This is a genomic window from Streptomyces sp. PA03-6a (genome assembly GCF_033792765.1).
In the GTDB taxonomy this organism is placed as follows: Bacteria; Actinomycetota; Actinomycetes; order Streptomycetales; family Streptomycetaceae; genus Actinacidiphila.
Genome location: NZ_JARAVK010000110.1, coordinates 24,094 through 30,241 on the forward strand (window position 1 = coordinate 24,094; position 6,148 = coordinate 30,241).

7 protein-coding genes are annotated in these 6,148 nt (G+C 73.6%); all 7 read right to left on the reverse strand.

The window, feature by feature from the left end:
- Positions 1-32: 32 nt before the first annotated feature.
- Positions 33-2,096, reverse strand: coding sequence for an ATP-binding SpoIIE family protein phosphatase (locus PV350_RS25005; RefSeq protein ID WP_500336209.1), 2,064 nt, complete (start codon positions 2,094-2,096; stop codon positions 33-35).
- A 58-nt stretch (positions 2,097-2,154) separates the two neighbouring features.
- Positions 2,155-2,703, reverse strand: a complete 549-nt coding sequence (locus tag PV350_RS25010; RefSeq protein ID WP_500336211.1) for a tetratricopeptide repeat protein — start codon at positions 2,701-2,703, stop codon at positions 2,155-2,157.
- A 32-nt stretch (positions 2,704-2,735) separates the two neighbouring features.
- A complete protein-coding gene (locus PV350_RS25015) occupies positions 2,736-3,044 on the reverse strand; it encodes a hypothetical protein (RefSeq protein ID WP_499515727.1) in 309 nt (102 codons plus the stop codon).
- Positions 3,045-3,202: 158 nt separating this feature from the next.
- Positions 3,203-3,538, reverse strand: a complete 336-nt coding sequence (locus tag PV350_RS25020) for a hypothetical protein (protein WP_500336213.1) — start codon at positions 3,536-3,538, stop codon at positions 3,203-3,205.
- A 37-nt stretch (positions 3,539-3,575) separates the two neighbouring features.
- On the reverse strand, positions 3,576-4,331 hold the full coding sequence (locus PV350_RS25025) for a ferredoxin reductase (RefSeq protein WP_500336215.1): 756 nt from the start codon (positions 4,329-4,331) through the stop codon (positions 3,576-3,578).
- Positions 4,301-4,900, reverse strand: coding sequence for a sulfite oxidase-like oxidoreductase (locus tag PV350_RS25030; protein ID WP_499515724.1), 600 nt, complete (start codon positions 4,898-4,900; stop codon positions 4,301-4,303). The genes PV350_RS25025 and PV350_RS25030 overlap by 31 nt, the downstream gene beginning before the upstream one ends.
- Before the next feature lie 142 nt (positions 4,901-5,042).
- The gene (locus PV350_RS25035) at positions 5,043-6,098 is read right to left on the reverse strand and encodes an aldo/keto reductase (protein ID WP_500336216.1); all 1,056 of its coding nucleotides are present in this window, start codon (positions 6,096-6,098) and stop codon (positions 5,043-5,045) included.
- Positions 6,099-6,148 lie beyond the last annotated feature (50 nt).

Consider the following 6,148-nt stretch of genomic DNA (forward strand, 5'->3'; position numbering starts at 1 on the left):
CGCGGGCGAACGGACCCCGGTGGCGGCCCGCCTCAGGGGTTCGGCAGCTCCTGCTCGGCCCAGATCGTCTTGCCCGTCTCCTCGTACCGCGTGCCCCAGTGCCGCGTGAGGGAGGCGACGATGAACAGACCGCGTCCGCCCTCGTCCTGCAGACGGGCGTGGCGCAGGTGTGGCGCGGTGTCGGCGTCGTCGTGCACCTCGACGGTGAGTCCCCGGTCGAGGATCAGCCGCAGCTGGATGGGGCCCTTCGCGTGCCGGATGACGTTGGTGGCGAGTTCGCTGACGACCAGGTCGGTGACCGGGGCGTGGTCCTCCAGCCCCCACTGCGCCAGCCGGCCGTGCGCGGCACGGCGGGCCTCGCGGACGGAGGGCGCCTCGGCGGGGAAGGTCCAGCTGGAGATGTGGTCGGGGGCGATGGTCCGGGTCCTGGCCAGCAGCAGGGCGGCGCCGTCCTGCGGGGTCGCACCGCGCAGCACCTTGTAGACGATCTCGTCGCACACCTCCTCGGGGGCGGCCCCCGGTTCGGCGACCACCTTGCGCAGCCGGGTGAGCCGCTCCTCGGCCTCGGCCGGGTGGCGGTGCGCGCTGCCGTCGGAGTAGAGCGTCAGCAGACTGCCGGCCCGCAGCTGCGTGGTCACCGTCTCGTAGGGCGTGCCGTGGCCGAGCGCCGCCCCGGCCGGTACCGCCAGCGTGCTCACCACCCCGTCGGGCCCGGTCAGCAGCGGGGAAGCGTGCCCGGCGGAGGCCGCCGCGCATGCCTGGGTGACCGGGTCGTAGGTCACGTACAGGCAGGAGGCGGTGAAGGGCGGCCGCGCGTGGTGCAGCGTCACCGGGTCCGCGTCCTGCTCGCGCGCCAACCGCCGGCCCACGTCGTCGAGGTGGGCCAGCAGTTCGTCGGGCGGGAGGTCCATCGCGGCCAGCGTGGAGGCGGCGGTTCGCAGCCGCCCCATCGCCGTGGAGGCCTGCAGGTCTTCCCCGGCGACGTACCCGATGACGAGCCCCACCCGGCAGCTCGACAGCGGGAGGACGTCGAACCAGTGGGCGCCGTAGCGGCCGGGCATGTAGCAGTGCGAGGACCGCACCCCCGCCGCCTCGGGCGGCAGGCGCGGCAGCAGGCTGCGCTGCAGCGCGGTGGCGACCGTGTGCTCGCGGGTGAAACGGCGGGCGTTGTCGACGCAGATCGCCGTGCAGGTGGCCAGTTGGGTCGCCAGCGACAGGTCCTCCTCGTCGAAGGCCACCGGGCGCGGCCCGCCCCGGTAGAAGCTGGCCAGGCCCATGACCAGCCCGTGGACGGTCAGCGGCGTCACGATCAGCGAGTGCGCCCCGGAACGGGCGATGAACTCCGCGCGCGCCCGGTCGTGCACCAGCCATCCGCCGGACGACGGCACCGCGTCCACCAGCCGGGGCCGCAGGTCGCCCAGGGCCTGCGTGTACGGCGTGGGAAAGGCGAAGTGACTGGCGCTCCCCACGGGGTAGGCACCGTACTGCCCGTCGCGGGACTTGAACGCGGCGCGCCGCATCGGCAGCCGGACCGTCACCGGGCCCACGGGCGCGTCCCCGGTGAGCACGGACTCCATCAGGTCGACCGCGACGGCGTCCGCGAAGCACGGCACCGCCAAGTCGGCCAGTTCCTGCGCCGTGCGCAGCGGGTCCAGCGAGCTGCCGATGCCGGCCCGCGCCATGTTGAGGAGGTCCAGTTCCTTCTGTTTGCGCAGGTCGCGGGTCACGTCGTGGACCATCGCGGCGACGCCGACGGGCCGTCCGCCGTCCCGCAGGACGAAGCCGGTGACGGCGTAGTCGTGGCGGTGGCCCGGATCGGTGGCCGGGTACGCGCTGACGGGACGGTCGAGGACCGCGGAACCGCCCTCCAGGACCTCGTTCATGACGGGCGAGAGCGGGATCCGGTCGTCCAGGTCACCGAGGGCGGCGCCGATCACCACGTCCGCCGGCAGCCCGCGCACGGCCAGGGCCGCGGGGTTGGCGCGCAGGACGCGCAACCGCATGTCGTACACCTCGAGGCCCGCCCTGGCCTGCTCGAACAGGGCCTTCTCGAAGACGCACGCCCCGTCCGGGGCGCCGTTGCCGGTGCCGGTCACGGTCCATGCCCGGGTCGCTGGTCACGAGGCACGGTCCACCTCCCATCGACTAGCCCAGTTAACCCACCGAGGGGCCGGCCGCGCCACCGGGAGCCGGGCGGCGGGAAGCGGCGTGTCCGGACCGGTCGACGAGCCGCAGTGCCGCCTCCGTGGCCGCCACGAGTGAGGCCTCACCCTGGACGCGCCGCCGGTGCAGGGCCTTCTCCAGCCATGCGCGGGCCTCCTCGGTGCGCCCTTGGTCCAGGCGCTGCTTGCCCAAGTGCTGGAAGCAGAAGGAGAGCAGGTCCGGGGCATGTGCCTCGGCCAGGCGCAGGGCCCGCTGGTAGTGGGGCTCGGCGGCGTCCAGGGCCCCGGCGTAGCGGTGGGCGTCTGCCAGGTTGAGGTGCACGGCGACGGCGAACCGCTCGCCGGCGAGCGCCAGTGAGCGCTCCAGGAGGGCGACGGCCTCCTCGTGGCGGCCCAGCACCAGGTGTCCCAGGCCCGCTCTGCGCAGCGGCTCGGGACGGTCGAGGGGGCCGTCGAGCAGTTCTGCCACCGCCCGTGCCAGGGCCGCACGGTCCGTGGCCACCATGCGGCCGGAGTCGTCCAGGGTGATCAGGTGCTCCACGCCGTCCCGCCTCAGTGCCGCCCGGATGAGGGTCAGGAGTCTGCCGTGGCGCCGTGCCCGAGGTACAGGGCTGCGCCGGCGTCCCGGTCCGAGGCGGTGAGGTAGGCCCAGCCCAGGGGGTTCCATCGCAGACGGCGCACCTCGACGCCGTCGATCACGGCGTTCCCCCGCGCCGCGCACTCGTAGGCGTCCGCGGCGCGGAGCATGGCGGTCCGCACGGCGTCCTCCGCGTCGGCGGCCTCGCCGACCACGTAGTAGTGGCTGCGCACGGCACCCCGGGCCGTGCTGAACCGCAATCCCACGAACCATCGGTCCTCGGGGGCGGTGACGGTGGCAAGCATCGGCACTGCTCTCCTCATCCGCGGTCTGCGTGGCGTCCGTCTCCGGACCACCACCCGTCGATCCGTTGGAACAGCGGGCGCGGCGCCCTCCATCGCAGGTCGGGGAGGCCCCGGTGAACCTGGGAACGGCGGTACCACCCCCAGGGCACAGCCGGCGCTCAGGCCCCGTCGGCGGGCCGGTGCCGGACCGCGCAGGTGAAGACACCGGAGCCGGACCGCTCGCACTCGACGTACGCAGCGGTCCCGGCCTGCGCGGCGGGCGGACGCCAGGGCATCACGGCCTCGCCCGCGAGCAGCGCGTCCAGGGTCTGCAACCGGGGGTCGCGCAGGGTGGGGTGGTGCTCGTAGCCGGCCGCACCGAGGGCCAGGGCGACGGCCATGCCGAGCAGGTTGACCTCGGTCGGCTGCTCGGGCGGTGCCGAGCCCTCCGTCGGGTGGAGGCGGATGCCCTCGTCGGGCACCTCGATCACGCGGGCGGCGTAGCGCTCGGTCATGGGTGGGGTGGTCTCCTTCCGGTGCGGTGGCGCGGGGTCATCCCCCGCTGGGACCGAACCGCTCGGTGCGGATCCTGTCCGGGGAGTGGCCCAGGGCCACCAGCAGGCCCGCGGCCGTCTCGACGAAGCCGGTGGGGCCGCACACGTAGCAGGTGGGCTCGAAGTCCGCGGGCCAGCCCCATTCGGCCAGGTCGCGCGCCTGGAGCCGGCCCGTGGGGCGGGTCCCGCCGTCCGGCGCCGAGCGGGTGAAGACGTACGTCGTGTCGAGGCCGGGCTCGCCCCGGTCCAGTTCGGCCGCGTAGAACCGGTCCCCGGGCGTGCGCACGGAGTACAGCAGCCGGAACGGGGCGCGGCTGCCCGCCGCGGCGCGGGCGCGGACCATCGCCATGAGCGGGACGAGCCCGGAGCCGCCCGCGACCAGCAGGACCGGTTCGGTCTGCTCGGGGCGCCAGACGAACCAGCCGCCGACGGGGCCGCGGATCTCGACGGCGTCGCCGACGGCGAGGTCGTCCGTCAGGTAGGGCGAGACCTCGCCGTCCTCGACGCGCTGGACGGTCAGTTCGATCCGGTCGCCGTCGCGCGCGGACGCCAGGGAGTAGCTGCGCTGGGTGCTGTAGCCGTCCTCCGCGGTGAGCCGGACGTCGAGGTGCTGTCCGGGCAGGTGGCCGGGCCAGCCGGGCACGTCGAACACGAGGGTCCACGCCGCCTCGGACTCGGCGCGCCGTTCCACCAGTTCGGCGGCCTGCCAGCGCAGGCGGTCGCCTAGTCGCCTTGGTACCGCTGTTCGCGCCATGGGTCTCCGTAGTCGTGGTAGCCGACGCTCTCCCAGAAGCCCGGCTCGTCGTCCAGGAGCAGCCGGATGCCGCGGACCCACTTCGCCGACTTCCACAGGTACAGGTGCGGGACCAGCAGCCGGGCGGGGCCGCCGTGCTCCGGGGCGAGCTCGTCACCGTCGTACTCGTGGGCGATCCACGCCTGTCCGTCGAGGAGGTCCTCCAGGGGCAGGTTGGTGGTGTAGCCGCCGTAGGAGTGAACGAGCGCGTACTCGGCGGCGGTCTCGACGTCGGCGAGCAGCACGTCCAGGGAGACGCCCCGCCAGTGGGTGCCGAACTTCGACCACTTGGTCACGCAGTGCAGGTCGACGGTCGGCGTCTCGGCCGGCAGCGCCATGAGTTCCGCCCAGTCCCACCGGTGGCGGGTGCCGTCCTCGGTGGTGACGGTGAACTCCCAGTCGTCCCGGGTGATCCGCGGGGTGGGGCCGGCGGACATGACGGGGAAGTCGAAGGTCTCGTACTGTCCCGGCGGGAGTTCGTTGCCCGACGTGGGGCGCCGACCGTGGAATCCGCGCGAGATGATGGGCATGCCGCGCCGTCCTTCCTCTCCTCGCCGCCCCGCAGTCGTGGTGCGGAACCCCAGCATCGCGGACCGGGGGAATCCGGTCCACCGGAGCACGTGCGGGCGCGGCCCCGGTCGGTCGTGACCGGGGCCGCGCCGTCACAGGGGGTCAAACGACCGGCCGGGGCGGCTCGACCACCAGGGAGGAGTCGCCGCCGCGGACCCGCTCCAGCACGCCTGCGGTGGCCTCGTGGGGGACGCCGAGCGGTACGGTGCTGACCTCGCTGAGCCTCGTGTACTGCTCCGGGGTGAGCTGGACGTCGAGCGCGCCGAGGTAGTCATCGAGCTGGGCGGTGTTGCGCGGGCCGATGATCGGCACGAAGGACGTCGCGGCGCGGGCGGCCCGCTCGCGCAGCCAGGCCACGGACACCTGCGCCGGAGTCGCCGCGGTCTCCTCGGCGACGGCCAGGACGGTGTCGACGACCGCGGTCTTCTGGGCGGACGACTCGGTGTGGATCAGCGTCTTCAGGTCGCTGAGCCGGCCCTCGTCGCCGCCGCGGTACTTGCCGGTGAGCAGGCCGCCGCCGAGCGGGGACCACAGGGCGGCGCCCAGCCCGAGGCTCTCGGCCATCGGCAGCACCTCACGGTCCGCGGTGCGCTCCACGAGGCTGTACTCGACCTGGATGCCGGCGACGGGGGCCCAGTTCTTCAGCTCGGCGAGGGTGACGGCGCGGGAGACGCGCCACGCGGGGAAGTTCGACAGGGCGGCGTGCAGGATCTTGCCGGAGCTCACCAGGTCGTCCAGGCCGCGCAGGATCTCCTCCATCGGCGTCAGTTCGTCCGGGAAGTGGACCCAGTACAGGTCGATGTAGTCGGTGCCGAGGCGCTTCAGGCTCGCGTCCACCGAGTGGATCATGTTCTTGCGGCTGTTGCCGGTCTTGGAGATGTCCACCTGCGGTGTCGAGGCGACGCTGAACTTGCTGGCCACGACGAAGTGGTCGCGGTCGGCGGCGATGAAGCGGCCGAGCAGTTCCTCCGACTCGCCGAACTGGTAGTTGTCGGCGGTGTCGAGGAAGGTGCCGCCGGCCTCGGCGAACCTGTCAAACATCCGGCGGGACTCGTCCGGGTCGGCGCCGGCGCCCCAGCGGGTGCCGAAGTTGCCGGTGCCGAGGGCGTACTCCGAGACGCGCAGTCCGGTCCGGTGTCCGAAGGTCGTGTAACGCATCAGGTCTCTCCTTGTCGGGGTGGTGCTGCAGTGGGGCGGTGGTGTGCGGC

Excerpts from the sequence above, each read along its gene's own strand:
- PV350_RS25015 (WP_499515727.1), bottom strand. The coding sequence starts at position 3,044 with ATGCTTGCCACCGTCACCGCCCCCGAGGACCGATGGTTCGTGGGATTG.
- PV350_RS25020 (WP_500336213.1), bottom strand. The coding sequence starts at position 3,538 with ATGACCGAGCGCTACGCCGCCCGCGTGATCGAGGTGCCCGACGAGGGC.
- PV350_RS25025 (WP_500336215.1), bottom strand. The coding sequence starts at position 4,331 with ATGGCGCGAACAGCGGTACCAAGGCGACTAGGCGACCGCCTGCGCTGG.
- PV350_RS25030 (WP_499515724.1), bottom strand. The coding sequence starts at position 4,900 with ATGCCCATCATCTCGCGCGGATTCCACGGTCGGCGCCCCACGTCGGGC.
- PV350_RS25035 (WP_500336216.1), bottom strand. The coding sequence starts at position 6,098 with ATGCGTTACACGACCTTCGGACACCGGACCGGACTGCGCGTCTCGGAG.